This is a genomic window from Litoreibacter meonggei (assembly GCF_003663885.1).
Classification (GTDB): Bacteria; Pseudomonadota; Alphaproteobacteria; order Rhodobacterales; family Rhodobacteraceae; genus Litoreibacter; species Litoreibacter meonggei.
Genome location: NZ_RCCE01000001.1, coordinates 632,066 through 651,692, shown reverse-complemented (window position 1 = coordinate 651,692; position 19,627 = coordinate 632,066). Strand labels below are relative to the sequence as shown.

21 protein-coding genes are annotated in these 19,627 nt (G+C 60.0%); 16 read left to right on the top strand and 5 right to left on the bottom strand.

Annotated features, from left to right (window positions below; translation table 11 throughout):
* The first annotated feature begins 4 nt into the window (after positions 1–4).
* Positions 5–1,963, top strand: coding sequence for a DNA primase (dnaG, locus tag BCF46_RS03200; RefSeq protein WP_121021626.1), 1,959 nt, complete (start codon positions 5–7; stop codon positions 1,961–1,963).
* Positions 1,964–2,062: 99 nt separating this feature from the next.
* A complete protein-coding gene (gene rpoD, locus BCF46_RS03195; protein ID WP_121021624.1) occupies positions 2,063–4,045 on the top strand; it encodes an RNA polymerase sigma factor RpoD in 1,983 nt (660 codons plus the stop codon).
* A 95-nt stretch (positions 4,046–4,140) separates the two neighbouring features.
* On the opposite strand, the gene BCF46_RS03190 is transcribed toward rpoD, so the two are convergent.
* Complete coding sequence (locus BCF46_RS03190) at positions 4,141–4,458, bottom strand: TraR/DksA family transcriptional regulator (protein WP_121022273.1); 318 nt, start codon at positions 4,456–4,458, stop codon at positions 4,141–4,143.
* Positions 4,459–4,565: 107 nt separating this feature from the next.
* On the opposite strand from BCF46_RS03190, the gene BCF46_RS03185 reads away from it, so the two are divergent.
* The 7 genes from BCF46_RS03185 (at position 4,566) to BCF46_RS03155 (ending at position 9,810) form a co-directional block, all read left to right on the top strand.
* Positions 4,566–5,057 carry a hypothetical protein gene (locus BCF46_RS03185; protein WP_121021622.1) on the top strand — a complete coding sequence of 164 codons (492 nt, stop codon included), beginning with the start codon at positions 4,566–4,568 and terminating at the stop codon, positions 5,055–5,057.
* A gap of 18 nt (positions 5,058–5,075) precedes the next feature.
* The gene (locus BCF46_RS03180; RefSeq protein WP_342768406.1) at positions 5,076–5,552 is read left to right on the top strand and encodes a thiol-disulfide oxidoreductase DCC family protein; all 477 of its coding nucleotides are present in this window, start codon (positions 5,076–5,078) and stop codon (positions 5,550–5,552) included.
* Positions 5,545–7,194, top strand: a complete 1,650-nt coding sequence (locus tag BCF46_RS03175) for a saccharopine dehydrogenase family protein (protein ID WP_170157847.1) — start codon at positions 5,545–5,547, stop codon at positions 7,192–7,194. The genes BCF46_RS03180 and BCF46_RS03175 overlap by 8 nt, the downstream gene beginning before the upstream one ends.
* Positions 7,191–7,607: a secondary thiamine-phosphate synthase enzyme YjbQ gene (locus BCF46_RS03170; RefSeq protein ID WP_121021618.1), complete on the top strand. Its 417-nt coding sequence runs from the start codon at positions 7,191–7,193 to the stop codon at positions 7,605–7,607. Before BCF46_RS03175 ends, BCF46_RS03170 begins: the two co-directional genes overlap by 4 nt.
* Positions 7,608–7,713: 106 nt before the next feature.
* A complete protein-coding gene (gene nrdR, locus BCF46_RS03165) occupies positions 7,714–8,181 on the top strand; it encodes a transcriptional regulator NrdR (protein ID WP_121021616.1) in 468 nt (155 codons plus the stop codon).
* Between the two features lie 4 nt (positions 8,182–8,185).
* Positions 8,186–9,292, top strand: coding sequence for a bifunctional diaminohydroxyphosphoribosylaminopyrimidine deaminase/5-amino-6-(5-phosphoribosylamino)uracil reductase RibD (gene ribD / locus BCF46_RS03160; protein WP_245989751.1), 1,107 nt, complete (start codon positions 8,186–8,188; stop codon positions 9,290–9,292).
* Between the two features lie 233 nt (positions 9,293–9,525).
* The gene (locus BCF46_RS03155) at positions 9,526–9,810 is read left to right on the top strand and encodes a hypothetical protein (protein WP_121021614.1); all 285 of its coding nucleotides are present in this window, start codon (positions 9,526–9,528) and stop codon (positions 9,808–9,810) included.
* A 60-nt stretch (positions 9,811–9,870) separates the two neighbouring features.
* Here the strand turns inward: BCF46_RS03155 and BCF46_RS03150 are convergent, their stop codons facing one another.
* From BCF46_RS03150 to BCF46_RS03140, 3 genes are all read right to left on the bottom strand, one after another.
* Positions 9,871–11,943, bottom strand: coding sequence for a capsular polysaccharide biosynthesis protein (locus BCF46_RS03150; protein ID WP_121021612.1), 2,073 nt, complete (start codon positions 11,941–11,943; stop codon positions 9,871–9,873).
* Entirely contained in the window at positions 11,933–13,009 is a 1,077-nt protein-coding gene (locus BCF46_RS03145) for a polysaccharide biosynthesis/export family protein (protein ID WP_121022267.1), read from the bottom strand. Before BCF46_RS03145 ends, BCF46_RS03150 begins: the two co-directional genes overlap by 11 nt.
* 217 nt (positions 13,010–13,226) lie before the next feature.
* Positions 13,227–14,516 carry a capsule biosynthesis protein gene (locus BCF46_RS03140; RefSeq protein ID WP_121021610.1) on the bottom strand — a complete coding sequence of 430 codons (1,290 nt, stop codon included), beginning with the start codon at positions 14,514–14,516 and terminating at the stop codon, positions 13,227–13,229.
* Positions 14,517–14,704: 188 nt separating this feature from the next.
* Here BCF46_RS03140 and BCF46_RS03135 point away from each other — a divergent pair, with 188 nt between their 5' ends.
* The 7 genes from BCF46_RS03135 (at position 14,705) to nusB (ending at position 18,996) form a co-directional block, all read left to right on the top strand.
* On the top strand, positions 14,705–15,304 hold the full coding sequence (locus BCF46_RS03135) for a riboflavin synthase (protein ID WP_121021608.1): 600 nt from the start codon (positions 14,705–14,707) through the stop codon (positions 15,302–15,304).
* Positions 15,292–15,801 (top strand): GNAT family N-acetyltransferase, encoded by a 510-nt coding sequence (locus BCF46_RS03130; RefSeq protein WP_121021606.1) that lies wholly within the window; start codon positions 15,292–15,294, stop codon positions 15,799–15,801. The genes BCF46_RS03135 and BCF46_RS03130 overlap by 13 nt, the downstream gene beginning before the upstream one ends.
* 34 nt (positions 15,802–15,835) lie before the next feature.
* A complete protein-coding gene (locus BCF46_RS03125) occupies positions 15,836–16,402 on the top strand; it encodes a hypothetical protein (RefSeq protein ID WP_121021605.1) in 567 nt (188 codons plus the stop codon).
* 66 nt (positions 16,403–16,468) lie between these two features.
* On the top strand, positions 16,469–16,810 hold the full coding sequence (locus BCF46_RS03120) for a hypothetical protein (protein ID WP_121021603.1): 342 nt from the start codon (positions 16,469–16,471) through the stop codon (positions 16,808–16,810).
* Between the two features lie 84 nt (positions 16,811–16,894).
* Positions 16,895–17,986, top strand: a complete 1,092-nt coding sequence (gene ribB, locus BCF46_RS03115) for a 3,4-dihydroxy-2-butanone-4-phosphate synthase (RefSeq protein WP_245989749.1) — start codon at positions 16,895–16,897, stop codon at positions 17,984–17,986.
* Positions 17,987–17,989: 3 nt separating this feature from the next.
* Positions 17,990–18,526: a 6,7-dimethyl-8-ribityllumazine synthase gene (locus BCF46_RS03110; RefSeq protein WP_121021599.1), complete on the top strand. Its 537-nt coding sequence runs from the start codon at positions 17,990–17,992 to the stop codon at positions 18,524–18,526.
* Positions 18,523–18,996, top strand: coding sequence for a transcription antitermination factor NusB (gene nusB, locus BCF46_RS03105; RefSeq protein WP_121021597.1), 474 nt, complete (start codon positions 18,523–18,525; stop codon positions 18,994–18,996). The genes BCF46_RS03110 and nusB overlap by 4 nt, the downstream gene beginning before the upstream one ends.
* Here nusB and BCF46_RS03100 read toward each other — a convergent pair.
* The gene (locus BCF46_RS03100; RefSeq protein ID WP_245989747.1) at positions 18,993–19,598 is read right to left on the bottom strand and encodes a class I SAM-dependent methyltransferase; all 606 of its coding nucleotides are present in this window, start codon (positions 19,596–19,598) and stop codon (positions 18,993–18,995) included. The genes nusB and BCF46_RS03100 overlap by 4 nt on opposite strands.
* Positions 19,599–19,627: the final 29 nt, after the last annotated feature.

Here is a 19,627-nt window from a genome sequence, read left to right as displayed (position 1 = left end):
GTCCATGAGCTTGCCACCCGGTTTCCTTGACGAATTGCGCGAACGCACCTCCATCTCTCAGGTGGTGGGGCGCAAGGTCATGTGGGACACGCGCAAGTCCAATCCGGGCAAGGGCGACATGTGGGCGCCATGCCCGTTCCATCAGGAAAAATCCGCCAGCTTTCACGTCGACGACCGCAAGGGCTATTACTATTGCTTCGGCTGCCAAGCCAAAGGCGACGCGCTCGGGTTCATTCAGGAAACCGAAAACGTCTCCTTCATGGAGGCGGTCGAGATCATGGCGCGGGAGGCGGGTATGACCATGCCCGCCCGCGACCCGCAGGCGCAAAAGAAATCCGACCGCCGGACACAACTGGCCGAGGTGATGGAGCAGGCGGTCCAGTTCTACCGGTTGCAACTGAAATCTGGCGCGGGGGCGGCGGCCCGCGATTACATCAACAACCGTGGGCTTTCGCAGCAGACCCAAGACCAGTTCGATATCGGTTTCGCCCCCGATGGCTGGCAAAACCTGTGGGACCATCTGACCGGCAAAGGCGTGTCGGAGGAGTTGATCCTCGCCGCAGGTCTGGCCAAAGCCTCGACCAAGGGCGGCAAGCCTTATGACACCTTCCGCAACCGCATCATGTTCCCAATCCGCGACCCTCGCAAACGCTGCATCGCGTTTGGTGGCCGCGCGATGGACCCTAATGACAACGCCAAATACCTGAACTCGCCCGAGACCGAATTGTTCGACAAAGGCCGCAGCCTCTACAACCACGGCCCCGCCCGTGAGGCCGCAGGAAAAGGCGAGCCACTGATCGTGGCCGAGGGCTATATGGACGTGATCGCATTGACGGCGGCGGGGTTAGCGTCGACCGTGGCGCCGTTGGGTACGGCCGTGACCGAGACGCAGTTGCAGCTTTTGTGGCGTATCTCGCCCGAGCCGATCATCGCCCTTGATGGTGACACAGCGGGCCTCAGGGCCGCCATGCGCCTGATTGATCTGGCTTTGCCGATGCTGTCTGCCGGTCAATCCTTGCGCTTTTGCATCCTGCCGGAAGGACTGGACCCCGATGATCTGATCAAGGAGCAAGGGGTCGATGCCATGCGGGCGCTGGTCGAAAACTCCAAGCCGCTGGTGCATTTGCTTTGGCAACGCGAGACCGAAGGCAAGGTTTTCGACAGCCCTGAACGCCGATCTGCCCTTGACCAGTCGCTGCGGGCGGCGCTGACCAAGATTTCCGATGGCAATTTGCGCAGCCATTACGGTCATGAGATCAAACGCTTACGGGCGGAGTTGTTCAACCTGAACCCTGCACCCCGCGAAGGCGAGTGGAAGCCAAATCGTGATCGCGGGCCGTGGAAGGGCAAAGGGAAGTTCCCCGACAAGGGGGTGGCCGTCCAGTCGACCAAGAACTCGCTTCTGGCGCAAAGCACCGATGTTGAGGAACGGATGCGCGAAGCGGTGATCCTCGCGATTCTGATTGCGCATCCTGATCTGCTTAACCATTTCCTGTCCGATCTGGAGACGCTGGATTTTCACGGGGAAGACCATCGCAAGATGCTGGCCGCGTTGTTGCGACATAGTGACGAGACCGACGCGGAGCATCTTAAGAACATTCTCACCGCCGAGATCGGTGACGCCCCCCTTGAAAAGCTGTGGTCGCTTAGCCATGTGCAAATTGCTCCCGCAGTAAGGGCAGGGGCGGACCTGAAACTTACCCGAATGACGATGGCCGAAGAACTGGCAAAGCTGGAGGCCCGTCGTGGGGTCCAGCGCGAGATTGAAGATGCTGTTGAAGACCTTGCAGGCGTGGCCGATGAGGCGCTGACATGGCGTGTTGGACAAGCCGCCGAAGCCCGCAATGCGTCCCTGCGCAGCAAAGGTATATCATACGGGGGGGACGGCGAGGATCGCGGCTCTATGTCTGACTACTTGCAGTCGCTCATCGATGGCGAGATTTGGGTGAAGAAGGGGCAGTGAGCCCCGCATATAAACCGACGTGCGAATCACTCTGATTCGCGCTATTGATTCGGGTAGATTCGCGCGAATCACCCCTAGGCGCTTTTTTGGAGGCATTTCATGGCCAAAGACACCGACGATCAGACGCAAGCGCGCGAGGATGCCGCAGCGGGCCTCGATATGAGCCAAGCCGCCGTCAAGAAGATGATCGCCGAAGCGCGGGTGCGCGGCTACATCACCTACGAACAACTCAATCAGGTGCTTCCTCCCGATCAGGTGGCGTCCGAGCAAATCGAAGACGTGATGTCGATGTTGTCCGAAATGGGCATCAACATTATCGAGGAAGAAGAGGCCGAGGACGACGGCACCAAGGATTTGGTCGAAGTCGACAGCGCTGCCAAAGAGGTGGTTCTCTCCACGTCGACGACCGAAGTGCTGGATCGCACCGACGACCCTGTCCGCATGTATTTGCGCGAAATGGGGTCGGTTGAGCTTTTGTCCCGCGAAGGCGAAATCGCCATCGCCAAGCGTATCGAAGCTGGCCGCAACACCATGATCGCGGGGCTTTGTGAAAGCCCGCTGACCTTTCAAGCTATTACCATCTGGCGCGACGAGCTTTTGTCCGAGGACATTTTGCTGCGTGACGTGATCGACCTCGAGACCACGTTCGGCAACACGCTCGAAGAAGAAAGCGAAGAGACCGAAGCCGTAGTCGCGTCCCCGGTGGTCAGCGGTGAAACTAAGACCGGCGAAGCCACGCAAGAACTCGACGCAGACGGCAACCCGATCGCCACAGAAGACGATGATGATGATGACGAGGACGAGCAAGCCAACATGTCGCTTGCCGCGATGGAGGCCGCACTCAAGCCGCGCGTGCTCGAAACTCTCGACATAATCGCCAACGACTATCTGAAACTGGCCGATATGCAGGACCTGCGGATTTCGGCGGCGATTAACCACGACGACACCTTCTCCAAAAAGGAAGAGGGCGCGTATCAGGCGCTGCGGACGGAAATCGTGACGATGGTGAACTCGCTTCACCTGCACAACAACCGTATCGAAGCGCTGATCGACCAGCTCTACGGCATCAACCGCCGCATCATGTCCATCGACTCGAGCATGGTGAAACTGGCCGACCAAGCCCGCATCAACCGTCGCGAGTTTATCGACGAGTATCGCGGCTACGAGCTGGACCCCGGCTGGGTAGAACGCATCACTGCGAAAACCGGCCGTGGCTGGACTGCGCTGATCGAACGCTCCCGCGAGAAGGTGGAAGACCTGCGCGCCGAGATGGCCCAAGTCGGTCAATATGTCGGCGTCGACATCACCGAATTCCGCCGTATCGTGCAGCAGGTTCAAAAGGGCGAGAAAGAAGCCCGTCAGGCCAAGAAGGAAATGGTCGAGGCCAACCTGCGTCTCGTGATCTCCATCGCCAAGAAATATACCAATCGCGGCCTGCAATTCCTTGACCTCATCCAAGAGGGTAACATCGGCTTGATGAAGGCCGTGGACAAGTTCGAATACCGCCGCGGCTACAAGTTCTCGACCTATGCGACATGGTGGATCCGTCAGGCAATCACACGCTCGATCGCCGACCAAGCCCGCACCATCCGTATTCCGGTCCATATGATCGAGACGATCAACAAGCTGGTTCGCACCGGTCGCCAGATGCTTCACGAAATCGGTCGCGAGCCGACGCCGGAAGAATTGGCCGAGAAGCTGCAAATGCCGCTCGAAAAAGTGCGTAAGGTGATGAAGATCGCGAAAGAGCCGATCAGCCTTGAGACGCCAATCGGCGACGAGGAAGATTCACAGCTTGGCGATTTCATCGAGGACAAGAATGCCGTGCTGCCTTTGGACAGCGCCATTCAGGAAAACCTCAAAGAGACCACAACCCGTGTGCTGTCATCCCTGACCCCGCGCGAGGAACGAGTTCTGCGGATGCGGTTCGGGATTGGCATGAACACCGACCACACTTTGGAAGAAGTAGGGCAGCAATTCTCTGTGACCCGCGAACGTATTCGCCAGATCGAGGCGAAGGCGCTGCGAAAACTTAAGCACCCGTCGCGGTCGCGCAAACTGCGCAGCTTTCTGGACCAGTAAAACAAAAGCGCCCCGCGGGGCGCTTTTTCCGTTCGTGGCGACAAATCCTCAAAGAGGATTTGTGTCCAGACTTTCCTCGAAAGTCTGCGGCCCACTCACTTGGCGCAATCGCGACAAAACGGGGTGTAGGGCAAAAGCTCCAACCGCTCCGCACTGATCTGGTCATCGCATTTGACGCAAAAGCCGAACTGGCCTTCTTCGATCCGCTTGAGCGCCGCATCGATGCGGATGATCTCGGCGGCAGCGTTGTTGCCAAGGCCCTCCAGCACTTCGTCGGTTTCGCGCTCTACTGCCAGTTCTTCCCAATCCTTGGAATTATGCGCGTCCAGCTCGGCCTCTACTTCTTCGCTGCGCTCGACCAATTCAGCGCGACGCGCGAGGAGTTTGGCCTTATACTCAGAAGTCATTGTCATAGTGGTATCCTCCTTTTCACCCAAGCCTACGCGCGGCTGAGAGCGTCGACTTTGACCGAAATCAAGCTGCCTGATATGTTTGATAAGCAGCCATTGGAGCATCCACCATGCGCCGTCACCTGATCTTTGCATTTGCACTCTGCGTTCCGGCCAGCGCGGTCGCCGACTGCGCGCCCAACATGACCACCCTCGTGAGCTGCACCTCCGGTAAAGGTGCTAAAGCCTTGGACCTCTGCACCGATGGCGCGAGCGTTCTTTACAGGTTCGGCAAAGTGGGCAGGTCTCCCGACCTTGAACTGGTCCGCAGGGTCCTGCAGGTCGGCTACACCCCTTGGCCCGGTGTGGGCTCGGCGATTTGGGAAGCGGTGACCTTGGACAACGGAACATATACCTATGAGGTCTCAAGTGCCGTTGATCGTACTCCGGAAAACGCGCAGGTCAGGGGCGGGGTAGAGGTGTTCCAAAACGGGCAACATATCGCCTCCGTGCAATGCGATGCAGGGAGCGTTGTGACCAATATCGACGCGCTCTATGCTATGCGCGAGGCGGCAGGGTTGTGCTATGACCCTGCGTCCTTTGCGTGGGACGACTGTAAGTGACCTGCGACACCGCCCCACATGCAAATGCTGCGTGTGCCACCCTATCTGATTGATATGGCACAGTTTGATCCTGACCCCCATGTGACGGCGTTGACCAAAGGCGCGGATGTGGTCGTGTTTGATGGTGTCTGTGTGCTGTGCTCGGGGTTCCTGAAATTCATGCTCAGGCATGATCATGCCGGACGGTTCAAATTCGTGATTGCCCAATCGGAACTGGGCGAGGCGCTCTACGCCCATCTTGGTCTGAAATCCGCGGATTACGATACGAATGTTGTCATCGTGGAGGGTCGCATTTACACCAAGCTCGATGCGTTTGCCGCCGCCATGGGCGCGCTCGGCGGTGTATGGCGCGTCGCCCAAGTGGTGCGCGTGCTACCGCGCCCTGTTGCTGACTGGCTTTACAACCGCATTGCGCGCAACCGCTACACAATCTTCGGCAAAACCGATACATGCCTTGTACCAAAGCCGGATGTGCAGGATCGCTTCCTTGCCTGAACCCGTCCTCCTTCTCGGGGCCACTGGCCTGTTCGGGGGCCATCTTGCCCGCCAGTTGAGCACACGCGACGATATAGCCCTGACCGTTGCTGGCCGCACCCTGAGTGCGCTCACCCCCTTGGCTACAAAACTGGGGGCCATGCCACTTGCGTTTGACCGCACGGATTTGAAAGCGGTGACGACCGCTCTGACGCAACTTAAGCCATTCGCCGTCATCGACTGCTCCGGCCCGTTTCAAAGCTACGGCGCAGCACCTTATGCCTTTGCCGAGGCCGTGCTGAACTCAGGGGCGCATTACCTCGATATTGCGGACGGCGCGGAGTTTGTGGCGGGGATCATTGCTCTGGACGCCTTGGCAAAGGAAAAGGGCCTTTGCGCTTGGTCGGGCGCGTCGACGACGCCTGCCTTGTCGTCCGCCATTGCTGCGGATTTAAGCGTCGGTCTCGACGACATCGAGCTGATTGAGACCTCCATCGTCCCCGGCAATAAAACCCCGCGGGGTCTGTCTGTCATGCAGGCGATCTTGGGGCAGGTGGGCAGACCGTTCCCGCGCAGTCGTGGCGTGCGGATCGAGACCGCCTATGGCTGGGCAGACAGCACCCGCGTGGCACCGCAGGTTGGCGACACAAAGCTGAAGCCACGCCTCGCTGCACTGGTGAACACGCCGGATGCTGCCTTGTTTCCACAGTATTTCAACGCAGCGACTGTCACGGCACGCGCAGGGCTGGAGCTGCCGCTGTTCCACCGCGCCCTGAGCGTCGCGCGCTATATCGTCCCCACCCTCGGTATCACCTCGCTGGACCGTCTTTCGAAACCGTTGCTTGCGCTGTCCAACCAGTTCCTAGGGTTTGGCTCCGACGCGGGTGGTATGAGGGTGCGCGTGCAAGGTCGTGTCGGGGGCATCCGTCAAGAACGCGTCTGGGACATGATCATCCCTGATGGCCACGGCCCCAAGACACCCGTGCAACCCGCCGCGATCCTGCTGGATCAGCTTCTTTCCGGACAAGCCCCCGCTGGTGCGCACCCCGCCTTGGCCGCATTCACCCGTGCGGAGGCCGAAGCGCAGTTGGCGACCATCTACGCAAGGTTCGAGCGGCGTGACCGCGACCTGACCCCGATTTTCGCGCAAGCGCTGGGCGTAGATTTCGACGATCTGCCGCAGCCCGTGAAGGCGTTGCATAGTCCGGCCCATGTGGCACGGTTCAAAGGTGCGGCGAATATCGAGACGGCCACGACGCTGTTTGGCAAGATCGCGGCCATCTGCGGGGGGGTCCCGCTCAAGGGCGGTCAAGTGCCAGCAAAGGTCGAGATTGTGGCTGACGGGCAATCCGAAAAATGGACGCGCGATATGGGGGGCAAAACCTTCCGCTCCGTTCTGCGCTACGATCCGCTCACGGGTATGACCGAGACGTTCGGCCCCCTGACCTTCGGGCTTGATCTGACCGTGAGCGACGGTGAGCTGCTCTTCCCTGTCACCAAAGGACGCGCCTTCGGGATCATCCCGATCCCGCGCTTCCTCACCCCGATCAGCGAGACCCGCGAGAGCGTGGATGCCGAAGGCCGTTTCCGCTTTGACGTGCGCCTCAGCTTGCCCACCGGTGCGTTGATCGTGCACTACAAAGGTCACTTGGAGCCGCAATGACCACATTCACCATCGCTACCCAAGGGCAGGGCCTGTACGAGTTTACCCGCGACGTGCAGGGCTGGCTCGCCAAGCAACCCGCCAAAGACGGGCTGCTCACGCTGTTTGTGCGCCATACCTCGTGCTCGCTGCTTATTCAGGAAAACGCCGACCCCGAGGTGCAAACCGACCTGCGCAACTTCTTCGCGCGTCTGGTGCCGCCCACGACCGATCCGGCCATGTCCTACCTGACCCACATCTATGAAGGCCCCGACGACATGCCCGCCCATATCAAGGCCGCGATGATGCCGGTGTCGCTGGGTATTCCGGTGCAGCAGGGGCAACTGGCCTTGGGTACATGGCAGGGTCTCTACCTGTTCGAGCACCGCGACCATCCGCATCAAAGGCAGGTCGTGGCGCATCTGTCTCACTAGGCTTTGGGGGGTGAAATCCCCACTACCCAAACTGTAGCGGACTGCCTATAGTGCCTGTGGATAACTGGGGGACAACACCCAGGCTGAGGATAGAGGGAAAACAACGATGCGCTGTCCATTTTGCGGTAATGTAGACACCCAGGTGAAGGACTCCCGTCCCGCCGAAGATCACGTGGCGATCCGCCGCCGCCGGTTCTGTCCGGCTTGCGGGGGCCGTTTCACCACCTATGAACGTGTGCAATTGCGCGATCTGGTGGTTATCAAATCCTCCGGCAAACGCGAAGACTTCGACCGCGACAAGCTGGAACGCTCTATTCGTATCTCCATGCAGAAGCGTCCCGTTGATCCGGAGCGCATCGATCAGATGATTTCCGGCATCGTGCGCCGTTTGGAAAGCATGGGCGAGACCGACATCCAGTCCACCGCCATCGGCGAGATCGTGATGGAAGCGCTGGCCCGCATCGACACGGTCGCCTATGTGCGCTTTGCCTCGGTTTACAAAAACTTCCAGGCTGCGGATGATTTCGAGGACTTCGTTCACGAGCTTCGCCCCCCTGTAGGCAAAGACGACTGACATCATGACACAGCCCGAAGACCAGCGGTGGATGGCCTTGGCGCTGTCGCTGGGCACGCGGGGGCTGGGCCAGACTTGGCCCAACCCCGCGGTAGGCTGTGTGATCGTCAAAGATGGCCGCTTGCTTGCACGAGGATGGACCCAAGCGGGGGGCAGGCCCCACGCAGAACAACTCGCCCTGTCAAAACTGCCGGAAGGTGCCGCGTGCGGCGCCACTGCCTATGTCACACTTGAGCCGTGTTCGCATACTGGCCAAACACCCCCCTGCGCCTCTGCATTGATCAAGGCGGGGCTTGCGCGTGTGGTCGTCGCCATCGGCGACCCTGATCCGCGCGTCTCGGGCAGGGGGCTTGCCATGCTTCGCGAGGCTGGCATCGAGGTCGTCACGGGCGTTCTTGAAGGCGACGCGCGCCGCATCCAGCAAGGCTTCTTGATGCGGGTCACCAAAGGGCGGCCCATGGTCACCCTCAAGCTGGCGTCGTCGTTCGATGGACGTATCGCCACCGCCACGGGTGAAAGCCAGTGGATTACCGGCCCCCAAGCCCGGCTTCAGGTGCAAGCCCTGCGTGCCAGCCATGACGCCGTGATGGTGGGCGGCAGCACTGCGCGCGAAGATCTGCCCTCACTGACCCTTCGCGGTATGGGGGATCGTCGCCAGCCGGTTCGGATCGCGGTCAGCGCTGGCTTGGACATTCCCATGCACGGCCCGTTGGCCGAGGACGCCAGCGGCGCGCCGGTTTGGTTGATCCACGGCGGCAGCGCCCCGCAATCTGCGCGGAATTTCTGGACCGCACGGGGCGCAACGTTGCTTGAAGTGGCCGCTGGCCCGTCTGGCCTCGACATGGCAGCCGCGTTTCAGGCGTTGGGGCAAGCGGGCCTGACCCGCGTGCTTTGCGAGGGCGGAGGCTCCTTGGCCGCGTCCTTACTGGCGGTGGATGTGGTTGATCATGTGGTCGGCTTCACTGCGGGCGTAATGCTGGGCGCGCGCGGACTACCGAACCTCGGTGCGCTGGACTATCCGGCACTCGCCGACGCACCAAGATTTTCGCTGACCGAGACTCGCCGTATTGGCGAAGATGTCATGCATGTTTGGCAGCGAGTCGTCTTTTAACACCGCGTGACACTGAGAATTTCACCTACATTTCATCGATCTCACAGTTTGTGAGCGACTTCTCACGTGCCCGTGACGCTATGGGCTGACGCGAAGGTCAGTTGTTCACATGTGAACAGAAGTCTGGCATTTATCCGGTATTTGAGCGTTGAGGCGCAGACCGAGAAGCCTCATATTGGTTTCATCAAACGGCAACACGCCGACACATAAACAAACACTTTGGAGTACACACAATGAAAACGATCATCGCAATCCTCGCCCTGTCCGCTGCTGCACCTGCTTTTGCTGACGTATCTGACGCACAAGCCTTCTTCGCATTGGGCAATGACTCTGCCGCCGAGCGTATTGTCGGCGAAACTTCCACTGGCGATTTGAACGCCGCCTTGTGGTCCGGCGTTTCCGCCAACGAAAGCGCCGCCGAGCAAAACATTGTTCTGGGTGGCAATGAAGTTAGCCGCAACGTGCAAGCTACATTCGCACTGGGTAACGACTCCGCTGCAGAGCGTTTCGTAAAATAATCCCCTACCGGTCTCCTCCCCGAGTACCAAGGCCTCCTCGTGTCCCCACGAGGGGGCTTTTTAACGCCAAAGATGTGCGTAGCCCGCCAACGCGCCTTGAGCTTTCGCGAGCAATCGATTGCGCAGTCCGGCTTGGGGCAGGGAGCCTTCGGCAAGGCGATCAACCACAACCTCGGCAGGGCAGGGTTGTCGGGTAACGGGGTCGTAGTAGCGTGGATAATCGATCAGCGTGGCATGCACCAACCCATCTAGACTGGCATCAGGTCCGCGTCGCGCGGGGACTGGGCCACGATCATCGGTCAACCCCCACCCTGCATAAAACGGCGCGCCGTAGCAGGTCACTGCTACGCTGCGCAAAAGGGCCTCGAAGCCCAGAAGCGACGTCATGGTGCACACCCGATCCGCCTTCGTTATCAATTCGATAGCATCACCATTCTCCGCGATCAGGTCTGCCTCATCTGCCGCAATCTTACCGTCCCTCAGGCCAGCCTCGACGTCAGGATGGGGTTTGTAGATCACAAACGCTTTAGGGAAGTCTCGGCGCACCGCGGCGAGTAATCCTTCATTCGTGCAGATGTCTTTGGTTCCCAACTGGATCGAGGCATCATCCTCGACCTGTCCCGGCACCAAAACGATTTCTCGATCGCCCGCGGCCACGTCGAACGTGGCGCCACCGAGGTTGTACTTGCTCAATCCCGTTTTCACGATTGCAGCCCGTAGCCGCTCGGACCGGAGCAACGCGCCAGGTCCAAGCGCACCGCTGGCCGAGATCAACGTCTCCAATGCGCTTGGCCGTGTCGGGTCGTAGTAGATGCCTCTATCATCGGTCACCAAAGATAGGGGGGCGATCAGGTCCGCGCCTAACCCACGAGAGCGCAAAAAACCGTCTTCCACCCGCAGCAACGTCGTGTTCTGGGTCTTGGCGCGTAACGCGTAGCCCTCAGGCTCCAGTCCGGCCCAAACCAGAAGCGAGCCGCCCCGGGCGTCCCGCAACGCAACTTCCGCGTCGGCTGCAAAGGCCACTTGGGCGTCTTTTCCGAACCTGCGACTGCCGAATATTTCTTGTATGGGCCCGCGCTTCCACAGGCGCATGCCAAGGGCGACATGGCCACCCCTGTCTTGGCGCTGCGCACGGGTCAGCGCCTCCAGCGTGTCGATCACCTGTTCCAACTCGCACAGCCGGTCGCGGTAGGGATCGTACCATGTGCAATACCGCAGCATGACCCCCGCAAACAGCTGGTGCCGTGTCAAAACGCGCTGCCGTCGGTCAATCGGTTGGCGGTCGTCACTTAGGCCCCATCCAGCGTAGAAGGGTTGCCCGAAGACCACCGGTTTGTGCCCTGCCAGGATTGCTTCGAACCCCATGCCGGAACTGACGGTGTAGACCGCGACGGCCCCTTCCATCAGCGCGTAGGGGCTGGCCTTGTGCTCGTAGAGTGAGATGTTGCCGCCCACGTCGCCAAGCCCGAAATGGCCGTCCCGGTGGCCCGCACTGCTCTCCGGGTGCGTCTTGATCAGGATGCGCGCCTTAGGATGCTCTTCTTGCGCATAAGCCAGCATTTCGCGGAAATGGTTTGCGTTGGCGGCGCCGTGTTTGATCGACGCGTCACCGCGTGTCTGGTCGATTACCAGCACATACCCGGGGTTGGGAATGGGGGCCGCAGGGTCAAAATCGTTGTATTTTGAGAGGTTTAGCGCCCTCATCCGCTCCATGGCGTCGCGCGCGCGGGACAGCTCGTGGGCGTCGTCAAACGCTTCGCGTGCCAGCAGAACTTCCAGATCGGACGGACCTGCGCTGTCAAAATAGGGGCGTTGGTGGTCGATGGTCAGCCCCAACGGGGGCTCCCCGTCGCGTCCCGGTTTTAACGATCGCAAAAAGGCGTCTTCAATATGGACCAACTGCGCGTCGGTGTAGTCGGCTACCTTTTCACCGCGGGCGGCTGTGGGGCTTTTGCCCCAAACGGCGATCAGGTCATCATCAGCCGGTTTTCCTAGCTTTAGGTCATACCCCGCTAGCCCAAGAATGCGGCGGACACGCGACTGGGTGAAAAAACCCCCATTGAAATAGAAAAGCCGCGGGCGGAGGGAGGGGCCGCCCACGGCTTCTTCTGAGCTTGGTGTTTTAGTTGCCACCAATGCTCGAAATGGCGTCGACCGAAGCAAGGGAGCCGGTCAGCGCCGAAATAGTTTTGTTCCAGGTCACGAATGGGGCTTCGGTCACGTAAACCGTGTCGTCGTCGCGGACCACGAAATCGCGGGCCTCGAACATGCCGGTGGGCTGGGTCAGGTCCAACACATAGGCAAAACGCTGGGTGCCTTGCAGGTCTGTACGTCCCAGTACCGAGTTGGCGATCTCCGCGGGCTCGTTGCGGAATACGAAAACACCTGTGGGATCGGCCAGATTGGAATTCAGGCCGCCCACTTGCGCGATGGCTTCGATAGCCGACAAGGTCTGGGTGACGAATTCGATGCGGTTCTGCGTGCCGGTGGCCCCCAGAACTGTGAACGCCCGGCTATCCTCTTCAACCAGAATGCGATCGCCGGGGCGTAGTGCGATGTCGAAGTTCGGATTGGAATACAGATCTTCAAACCAGATCTTGGAGCGATGTTTTCCACGGATCACGGTGATCTGCGCCACTTCCGGCTCGATCGAGATGCCGCCCGCGCGGGCGATCATCGACGAGAGCGTGCGAGTAGGGCGCTCGATTGCGAACAGGCCCTGCTGTCCAACGCCGCCAACCAGCGACACGGTCGCGCCGTCACCAGCCACGCGGCGCACGATGACTTGCGGGTCGGGGGTCTGAGTATCCAGCTTGCCGGTGATAATGCGGCGCAGGGCTTCTGGCGTGTTGCCGGAAGCCTTGATGCGGCCTGCATAGGGGACAAAGATAAAGCCTGCGCCGTCCACCTGTACTTCGTTCAGGTCGGTGGCATTGGCGCCTTCGGGGGCCAAAAGTCCGTCATCGACGTTTTCCCAGATGGCAAGACCAAGGGTATCGCCGGGGCGGATGATGTCAGAGCCAACAACGCCCGCGTTCATGAACGCAGCGCTGAAACCCAAAACAGGCTGCACCGAAGTGGCCTGCGTCACGCGGCTGTTGACGGCCACGATAAAGGCGTCGCCCTGCTTTTGGACGGAGCCAGCGTAGATTTGGCGCTTGCCGGGGCCGGATTTCGGCAAACCGCAAGATGCGGCCATCACGGCCACAAGCGTAAAGGCTACGATTTTCGTAGCTTTGGGACCCAAGTTTTTCACCGGTGTCCTCCTCGATTATGAGACTGCCTCAAGTTTTTCTTTTTACCCTATCGAATGGCAGCCCGATTGCTAGCCCTCGGCATGGTTAGGCGGCGTAAGTGTTGCCACCGCGTCGCAGTGGCGGCCTCCTGCGCAACTCATCAAACGGTGTGGTGGGTGCTTAGGTCACCACGTGAAGCTGTTGGCGTGGTGTTGCGGTGCCAGCAACCAAGGCATCATACGGGTCGTCGGCCGCCAGCATCATGTCGACCACTTGGCGCAGCAACTGGCGGCGTCCGCGTGACGAATAAAATCCGCCCGGTATTTGCGAAGTTTCCAGCAAATAATGGCGATAGTCGCGATAGGCGCGGCTGTCAGGCCGCGTCGGGGTGGTGAAAAATTCCGGCAGACTCTGGGTCGAGACGAACTCGGGTTTGTTGTAGACTGCGTCGCCAAATACCTTGAGCGGAAGGCCACGCCACAACACCTGCTGTGCGGCGGTGGAATTGACTGTGACGGCAGAGCGTGCGGTGTTCAGTAGCCCCGCCAATTTACCGCCGCGAACGTAATGTACACGGTCTGACACGCCTGAATTTTTGGCGATCCGCTTGATCTCGTGGCGCAGCGGTACGCGGCCATCTTCTAGCGGGTGGGCTTTCAATACCAGATGGTGGTGGGTCGGCGCGCCTTTTGCGAAGCCCTCAATCGTCAGTTCCAGAAAATCGGTCATCGTGGTGAACGGCGAGTGCATCTGGAAGCTTGCGTCATGCTCCAACTGGAGCAGTGCTAAATGATAGGGAAACCCCCCGTGTTTGATGCGGAAGGTTGCCAACCCACGCTCCATTGCGGTGAAAGGCATGGTCACCAACCGTTTCAGGTACAGCCGGAATTCCTTTGTCACGCTTTGGGCGCGGTGTGGACGGAAATTGCGATACTTTCCGTTTCTGAGGAACACAAAGTAGTGGTAGGCCATGCCATAAAACACGTGCTGGCGCATGTCGCCCCAGCGGGCGGGGGCGTCCGGCAGGTCCAGATCAAGCCCTTCCAATGCTGTCCGCATGTCGCCCACGGACATATCCATCAGCCGCGAATGCCCGTTAGAGCCGCCGCGCTCGTAGCTTACCCAGTAGGGGCGCAGGTAGCCTTCCTCGAACACATGGATGCGCACGCCCATGGTCCGCGCGCGCTCAATCGCTTGGGCATGAATGGGGCGTGTGTCGCCATAGAGCACCAGATCGGTAATGGATTTTTCCGTCACCATTTGCGCGAATTGATCTTCCCACTCATCGTGGCTACCCAGATAAGGAATGTAGGTCTTGTTGGAGAACCAGAAGGCGTCATCGCCCTTGTTGAAACCCACGCGCCATATATCTGCGCCGGCCGCCGTGAGCATTTTGCCCAAACGGTAGAAGAAAGGCCCGTGCGGGCCTTGCAGGAAAAGGAATGTTTTGTCCTTGCCGGACAGGGTCATAGTGCGGCCTTTACGTCGTTCACCAGTTACTCATACAAGTTTGCACCAGTTTGCCCAGCCTGTGGGGCAGGGGTATGGCCCGTTTTCGACGCAACTGTGGCGGGGCGCGATCTTGCTGTCAGGGGGAATCCTTGCAGCTATCGCTCCGCCGCGCTAATTCCACTGAGAACAGATAAGGGGACGCCGCAATGTTTACAGGCATTATCACCGATGTAGGCCGGGTCGCGAAGCTTACGCAAGAAGGCGATCTACGCGCCCGGATTTCCTGTGCCTATGACCCTGAGGGGATCGATATTGGTGCTTCCATTGCCTGCAATGGCTGCTGCCTGACTGTGATTGAGCGTGGCGAGGACATGGCACCGTGGTTCGATGTCCAGATTTCCGCTGAAAGCGTATCAAAGACCAACATTGGCGACTGGACAGACGGCACCCGTGTCAATCTGGAACGCGCCTTGAAACTTGGTGACGAACTTGGCGGTCATATCGTGTCGGGCCATGTTGACGGCGTGGCGACGGTGGTTGCGATGACGGATGAAGGCGACAGCACCCGCGTCCTGTTCGATGCGCCGGAAGATCTGGCGAAGTTCATCGCCCCCAAGGGCTCGGTTGCCTTGAACGGTACATCCCTGACGGTGAACGAGGTGGACGGCACCCGCTTCGGCGTCAATTTCATTCCGCACACCAAGCTCGCGACCAATTGGGATGACACAAAGGTGGGTGATCGGATCAATCTGGAAATCGACACGCTCGCCCGCTATGTCGCGCGGTTGCAAGAATGGGGCAACTGATCGCCCCAAACCTGCGCGCGGCTGAAGTTGCGGACGCCTCCAGCCTGACGGCTCTGGCGCTGGAGGTCTGGTTCGCCACTTATGTCCGCCATGGCATCAACGCGCATTTTGCCGACTACGCTCTGTCCCATTTCACGCCGGAGCGTTTCCGGCAGTGGATTGACGACCCGGATCGCAGCCTCATCGTGTCGCAAAACCGCGACGGCATCGACGGGTTTGTGCTGATGGACCGCAACAGCCCGGATCCGGTGAACGGCACGGTGCAGACAGAGCTGACCTCGCTCTACATCCAGCCGCGCCATCAGGGCAGGGGGCTGGGGCAGGCATTGCTTGAGGCTGGTTTGGCGGCGCAAGACGGGCCGGTCTGGCTGGCGATGAATAGCCAGAACAGCACGGCCCGGGCTTTCTATCATGCCCATAATTTCACCAAACTGGGCGAAATTGCTTTCAAAATTGGCGATCAGAGCTACCCGAACGACGTCTTCGTTCACGCCTAGTGTGGTGAGGTGCAGTCTTCGATACAGTTCGGGGATGACACACGCCAAGAACGGTCACAACAACGGTCCCACGATGGAGGCAGGTTTTGCCTTCCGCAAACATGCGTGGGCCAAGGCCCGCGCTGACCTGCTGCCGACGTTGCCAATCGAAATCTTGCGCAACCGTGTCAACCGCGCCAAGTCGCTTGGCCTGCCGTATAAAACTTATGCCTCTATACGCGCGTCTACGGGGCGCGACGTGGTGGGGTTTCTTTTTTCAAACAACGCGTTGCGGATGATGCGGGACGGGCAACCCAGCCCGCGTGCTCAGGCACTGTCTTGCGTGCGGGCCGACTTCGCAGCGTTGATCCACGCGCCGATGTCACCTGTCCAAACCCGATCCGTTCTAACTGCACAAGGCATTGACACAACCACCGCCCGCGCCCCGCATTTCGCCCAAAGATGGTCCGATATTCGCGCGGCCGTGCAGGCCCCGCTGCGAGACATGCGATTGCCCCTCGACGGCGTCCTTGTGATCGGCGACACCACCCATGAACGCGACTGGTCCGTCGCGGCCCGTTTGGCGGGATTTCTCCCATCAGATGCCTATTTCGCGGCCTGACATCGCCCAAACTTTGCCAAATAATGCAGTCATAACCGCTCCAACATGAAGTTGGAGTAGTCCCGAATGAAGCGCCTGATCGTCATTTTAAGCCTCTTCGCAGCCCCCGTTCATGCAGGGCAGCCGATCTACGTTTCAATGGCGGAATGTGCTGGTATATTTGATGCGCTGATTTCGCAGATCAGCCCATCCCCCAGACGCGCTCGGATTGAAGGGGCGCAAGAAAACTGGGCTAACGCGGCCCACGCCGAGGCTGGTCGCGATGTCAGCACTTTGATTTCTGAGAAGTCCGCGCATTGGCTCGCGAAGGGCCCATCCGTTGTGTACACAGAGGAATTCGAGGATTGGGCGAAGTATTGCCGTTCGCTGGCGAAGCATAAGAATCTGGTGATCGTTCCGAAGAAGTAGGGCTGCGACGTCACGACTTTCCCCTGCACCCTTCCCAAGCCGCTCCAAACCCTCTAATTGGCAGGCCATCAAAGGATGCTGCCAATGAACGATTACGCCGAAGCAATTTCGCCCACCGAAGAGATCATCGAGGACGCGCGCAACGGGCGGATGTTCATTCTCGTGGATCACGAAGACCGCGAGAACGAGGGTGATCTGGTGATCCCGGCCCAAATGGCGACACCCGAGGCTGTGAACTTCATGGCGACCCACGGGCGGGGCCTGATCTGCCTGACGCTGACGTCCGAGCGGATCGACGCGCTTGGCCTGCCGCTCATGGCGTCCTACAACTCGTCCCGCCACGAAACGGCGTTCACCATTTCCATCGAGGCCCGCGAGGGGGTGACCACCGGCATCTCCGCCCATGACCGCGCCCGCACCGTCGCGGTGGCCATCGACGCAGGTAAAACCGCCGCCGACATCGCCACCCCTGGCCACGTTTTCCCGCTGCGCGCCCGCGATGGCGGTGTTCTGGTCCGCGCGGGCCATACAGAGGCCGCCGTGGATGTGTCGCGTCTGGCGGGCCTGAACCCGTCCGGTGTGATCTGCGAGATCATGAACGATGATGGCACCATGTCCCGTCTGCCCGATCTGATCAGCTTTGCGCAAAAACATGCCCTCAAAATTGGCACCATATCTGACCTCATCGCCTATCGCCGCCGCCATGACAATCTGGTCAAGGAATCCGCACAGCAGCCCGTCAATTCCGAGTTCGGCGGCGACTGGATGATGCGCGTGTTCACCGACGAGACCCAAGGCGCGGAACACATCGCGCTTACCAAAGGCGACCTGACCACCGACGCACCCGTTCTGACTCGCATGCACGCGCTGAATCCGGTCGAGGATGTGCTGGGTCTTGGCCCCAGCCCCGCGTCGGAGATGGCGCAAGCGATGCACACCATCGCCAAGGAAGGCCGCGGCGTCGTGGTCCTGCTGCGCGACACGCAGATGAAGATTGACCCCGAAGGCGGCCAGTCCCCCAACACGCTGCGTCAATACGGCCTAGGTGCGCAAATCCTCGCCGCGCTTGGTCTGTCGAAGCTGGAACTTCTGACCAATTCCCCATCCCCCAAGGTCGTCGGTCTCGACGCCTACGGGCTGTCGATCACCGGCACCCGCCCCATCGAAGGAGCCTGACCTATGGCCACCGTAGAACAACATCACATCATGGATACGCCCGCGTTCGACAAACCGGTCAAACTCGCCATCGTCGTGTCGCCCTATTACAAGGACATCGCCGACAACCTGATCGCCGGTGCGAAGGCCGAGGCCGAGAAGGCCGGCGCCACCGTGGAAATCATCAACGTCCCCGGTGCGCTGGAAATCCCACCTGCCATCCGCATCGCCTTCCGCCAGTCCAATTTCGACGGGTTCGTCGCCCTTGGCTGCATCATTCGCGGCGAGACCACGCATTACGACACCGTCTGCAATGACAGCTCTCACGGGCTGATGTTGCTGGGCTTGCAGGGCGCAAATATCGGCAACGGCATCCTGACCGTGGAGAACCGCGGCCAAGCGGAAGTCCGCGCCGACCCGAAAAATCAAAACAAAGGTGGCGGAGCCGCGGCTGCGGCCTTGCATCTCATTGCGTTGCAGCGCAAATACGGCGCTTCCAATTCGGGCGTGGGATTCTTGCCGCGCTCCAACGACGATGATGAGAGTTTCCAGATCGCATGACCACTTCCGGCAACCAAAAACGCGCCATGCGCTCCGCCGCGCGGCTTTACGCCGTGCAGGCCCTGTTCCAGATGGAGCATAGCGACCACAGCATCGACAAAGTGCGCGCGCAGTTCGAGGACCACCGTTTCGGCGAGGTGATCGACGACAACGAAATGGTCGAGGGCGACGTCAACACCTTCCGCGCGTTGCTTGAGGGCGCCGTGGCGGAGCAATCGACAATCGACCAGATGACCGACCGTGCGCTGGTCGCCAAATGGCCTATCGACCGCATCGACCCGACCCTGCGCGCGCTGTTCCGCGCAGCGGGGGCCGAGCTGGTCGCGGGTAAAACGCCCCCCAAAGTGGTGATCGTGGAGTTCGTCGACGTGGCCAAGGCGTTCTTCGCGGACGGCAAAGAACCCAAATTCGTCAACGCCGTTCTGGACCACATGGCCCGTGAGGCGCAGCCCGACGCGTTCGGCGCTTAAGCCTTCCGCGCCACGACATAGCGGCTGCCGTAATCGGCGGCCTCTACGATCTCGAAGCCTGCATCGACGATTGCCCGTTCCATTTTCGCAGGCGTGAAAAACCGCACCTCCGGCGCTTTGCCAAACCGCTGCATGACCCAGACCAGCGGGCCGAACAGCCACTTCTTGGACCCGAGGCAGGGCGTCTTGCTGATCAGCAAGCCACCGTCGCGGGTGATGTCATGAATATGGCGCAGCGTGGTGGGCAGGTCGTCCACCAGATGCAACAAGTTATGCGCCAGCACCGCATCATAGCCGGTGCCAAGCGCATCGCTATCCGCATCCGCCACGATGAAATCAAGGTTGCTTTGTTCGACCTCCGCCAGCTTGCCATCAGCGATCCCGATCATCTCCGGCGACACGTCCGAGCCGGTGTAAAGCGCCACACTTGGGGCCAGCAGCAGCGCGGTGGAGCCGGTGCCGCAGCCCAGTTCCAGCACACGGTCGCTGTCGCGCAGGTAGGATCGCGTGCGCTCCAGCGACAGGTGATATTGCTCGGGGTTGCGGATCGCCATTTTGGCGTATTTCGCTGAAACGCCGTCCCAGAATGTTGCAGGTGTCATAATATGTCTCCTTCGTTGGAGATGTCATA

Coding starts and splice junctions, on each gene's coding strand:
- nrdR (WP_121021616.1), top strand. CDS start 7,714: ATGCGCTGTCCATTTTGCGGTAATGTAGACACCCAGGTGAAGGACTCC.
- ribB (WP_245989749.1), top strand. CDS start 16,895: ATGAACGATTACGCCGAAGCAATTTCGCCCACCGAAGAGATCATCGAG.
- BCF46_RS03170 (WP_121021618.1), top strand. CDS start 7,191: ATGACCACATTCACCATCGCTACCCAAGGGCAGGGCCTGTACGAGTTT.
- nusB (WP_121021597.1), top strand. CDS start 18,523: ATGACCACTTCCGGCAACCAAAAACGCGCCATGCGCTCCGCCGCGCGG.
- BCF46_RS03125 (WP_121021605.1), top strand. CDS start 15,836: ATGACACACGCCAAGAACGGTCACAACAACGGTCCCACGATGGAGGCA.
- BCF46_RS03130 (WP_121021606.1), top strand. CDS start 15,292: ATGGGGCAACTGATCGCCCCAAACCTGCGCGCGGCTGAAGTTGCGGAC.
- BCF46_RS03155 (WP_121021614.1), top strand. CDS start 9,526: ATGAAAACGATCATCGCAATCCTCGCCCTGTCCGCTGCTGCACCTGCT.
- BCF46_RS03180 (WP_342768406.1), top strand. CDS start 5,076: ATGCAAATGCTGCGTGTGCCACCCTATCTGATTGATATGGCACAGTTT.
- BCF46_RS03145 (WP_121022267.1), bottom strand. CDS start 13,009: ATGGCCGCATCTTGCGGTTTGCCGAAATCCGGCCCCGGCAAGCGCCAA.
- BCF46_RS03110 (WP_121021599.1), top strand. CDS start 17,990: ATGGCCACCGTAGAACAACATCACATCATGGATACGCCCGCGTTCGAC.
- rpoD (WP_121021624.1), top strand. CDS start 2,063: ATGGCCAAAGACACCGACGATCAGACGCAAGCGCGCGAGGATGCCGCA.
- BCF46_RS03140 (WP_121021610.1), bottom strand. CDS start 14,516: ATGACCCTGTCCGGCAAGGACAAAACATTCCTTTTCCTGCAAGGCCCG.
- ribD (WP_245989751.1), top strand. CDS start 8,186: ATGACACAGCCCGAAGACCAGCGGTGGATGGCCTTGGCGCTGTCGCTG.
- BCF46_RS03100 (WP_245989747.1), bottom strand. CDS start 19,598: ATGACACCTGCAACATTCTGGGACGGCGTTTCAGCGAAATACGCCAAA.
- BCF46_RS03135 (WP_121021608.1), top strand. CDS start 14,705: ATGTTTACAGGCATTATCACCGATGTAGGCCGGGTCGCGAAGCTTACG.
- BCF46_RS03190 (WP_121022273.1), bottom strand. CDS start 4,458: ATGACAATGACTTCTGAGTATAAGGCCAAACTCCTCGCGCGTCGCGCT.
- dnaG (WP_121021626.1), top strand. CDS start 5: ATGAGCTTGCCACCCGGTTTCCTTGACGAATTGCGCGAACGCACCTCC.
- BCF46_RS03120 (WP_121021603.1), top strand. CDS start 16,469: ATGAAGCGCCTGATCGTCATTTTAAGCCTCTTCGCAGCCCCCGTTCAT.
- BCF46_RS03185 (WP_121021622.1), top strand. CDS start 4,566: ATGCGCCGTCACCTGATCTTTGCATTTGCACTCTGCGTTCCGGCCAGC.